The organism is Planktosalinus lacus (assembly GCF_014640155.1).
Taxonomy (GTDB): Bacteria; Bacteroidota; Bacteroidia; order Flavobacteriales; family Flavobacteriaceae; genus Planktosalinus; species Planktosalinus lacus.
Map to the genome: position 1 here is coordinate 1 of NZ_BMGK01000026.1, position 1,826 is coordinate 1,826.

The window sequence follows — 1,826 nt, forward strand, 5'->3', positions numbered from 1 at the left end:
ATCCTTCGGAATTATCAACATTTCAACACCACAAAATCATCATTATGAAGTAAGAAAAAATAAAATATTATCTTTGAAGTGAAGGACGAGTGCTTTTCATAGGAGTCGGTGTTACCAATAGTTTTTTTTATTCAATCGACTCAAATTCAATCCAATTTCCATTTATACGTTTTTCAAGTTTTCCGAATTCTGGATTTCCGTTTTGGCGTCCTTTTATTCTTACTGGATTTATCCAATCGTGTTGGCAATTCGGTTCTGGATTTGGTATTTCAGTCCATTCTTCTTTTTTGATTCCGTATTCAGTTTCGCAAGATTCCATTGCATCATTTTCAGATTCGAACAATTCGTCAAATTCTGAGCTACAGTCAACGGTTTTATTATATCCAAAGAGGTAGGTTCCAAAATCATCATTATAAATCATAAGTCTAACAATTTCGCCTTTCGGTTTAGTAAGATTTACAATTTTTCTCATTCAGCGTTTAGTTTTTCTTAAATGTTGCAGAATGTCCCGTATAAAAACAGTGCAAACTGGCGAGTGTGATTGTCCGCAGGACAATCCGCTATGCAAGCGAGCACGGAGTTGGATTTAAGACAGGTTTTAGCATTGTTTTTATATATTGTTGGTAACTGGCTTTATTTCAGTGTCTTTATCGATTTATCAAAAAGTTCTTTATCAGCTGGTGAAACATTTAGATAGCCAATAAACTCTTCACCTACTTTTACTTCTTTCCAAAAAAGCCCATTGTCCTGTTGCCCGTGAACAATTGTATCTTTATTCTTATTCAAAAGATCAAATCCTTGCCAACCTATGGTTTCATAGTTCTTGAAATTCGGAGTTGCAATAGCGTCATCATTGGTATAATAAATTATTGAAGAGTCGGCATAAACAATTTTAAATCCGTGTCCGTGCCCTCCAAATTCTTGAAGCACTGTCTTTTCATTTTCCTCAAGATCCGGTACTTGAATCGTATAAGTTTTTTTAACTCCAGTATCTTCTGGTTTAAAAACTATTCTTTCTTTTTCTAATCCGTTATTCAGGCTTCTACAGCCAATAATGGTCAAAACAATTATGGCTAATATTATGTGATCTCTTTTCATTTTTTAAGCTTGTTGCCAACGGTTTGGCTATGTGCTGTGGCGTGGTTTGGCGACTAATGTAGCAAACAAAACCCAGACCTGAGAAAATCCGGTAGGATTTTCCGTGTGTACCGGTAAAAGCCATAGCTTATCGCTGGTGTTGTGTGGAGGGTTTTTTACTATTGATTAATACTTTTACTCTTTCTGCTTTTCTTAAATTAGCATCGTTAAGCCAAATTTTCAAATTTCTGTCAGTAAGTCGTAATTTTAAATTCGCTTTGTTTTTGAAATTTCCTCCATTTCCAGTGCCCCCCATAAGGAAATCTGTAATTTGACTTAGTGTTGAAATAAACCAATCAGTCCGTTCCGAATTCAGTTCCACACTTTTTATTTCACTGAATGAGTAAATTCCGTTGTTTTTTGGTTGAGAAGCGTCAACAATTTCAAATTCGTCCGTATTCAGAATTATTTTCAGTTCGGGTTTATTTCGCAATTCAAGAATTTCGTTCATTCAGTTTTTTTTAACTTCCACACAACGGTTAGGCTATGGTTTCGTTGCGGAAAATGTCCGAAGGACTTTTCCGCTGTAGCCGAAAGATAGCAAAACGGCGAGAATTTTCGGCAGAAAATTCCGCCGCAATGAACTATAGCATCGATGAAAAAGCAGCAAGTTCTTTATCTTTAAAGTTCACCATAAAATCTAAAGATATGAAAACAGAACTTACTGCTCAACCAAAGTTATATATTGG

At 35.4% G+C, this 1,826-nt stretch carries 3 protein-coding genes; all 3 read right to left on the reverse strand.

Annotation, left to right across the window (positions count from 1 at the left end; all coding sequences use genetic code 11):
- Window positions 1-127: 127 nt before the first annotated feature.
- The 3 genes from IEV69_RS13735 to IEV69_RS13745 all read right to left on the reverse strand — a co-directional run bounded on the left by IEV69_RS13735 (window position 128) and on the right by IEV69_RS13745 (window position 1,588).
- Window positions 128-472: a hypothetical protein gene (locus tag IEV69_RS13735; RefSeq protein WP_188443408.1), complete on the reverse strand. Its 345-nt coding sequence runs from the start codon at window positions 470-472 to the stop codon at window positions 128-130.
- A 161-nt stretch (window positions 473-633) separates the two neighbouring features.
- A complete protein-coding gene (locus IEV69_RS13740; protein ID WP_188443410.1) occupies window positions 634-1,098 on the reverse strand; it encodes a hypothetical protein in 465 nt (154 codons plus the stop codon).
- Window positions 1,099-1,225: 127 nt separating this feature from the next.
- Window positions 1,226-1,588: a hypothetical protein gene (locus IEV69_RS13745; protein ID WP_188443412.1), complete on the reverse strand. Its 363-nt coding sequence runs from the start codon at window positions 1,586-1,588 to the stop codon at window positions 1,226-1,228.
- Window positions 1,589-1,826: the final 238 nt, after the last annotated feature.

Bases quoted from the DNA above. Each gene is read 5' to 3' on its own strand.
- IEV69_RS13735 (WP_188443408.1), bottom strand. From the start codon at position 472: ATGAGAAAAATTGTAAATCTTACTAAACCGAAAGGCGAAATTGTTAGA.
- IEV69_RS13740 (WP_188443410.1), bottom strand. From the start codon at position 1,098: ATGAAAAGAGATCACATAATATTAGCCATAATTGTTTTGACCATTATT.
- IEV69_RS13745 (WP_188443412.1), bottom strand. From the start codon at position 1,588: ATGAACGAAATTCTTGAATTGCGAAATAAACCCGAACTGAAAATAATT.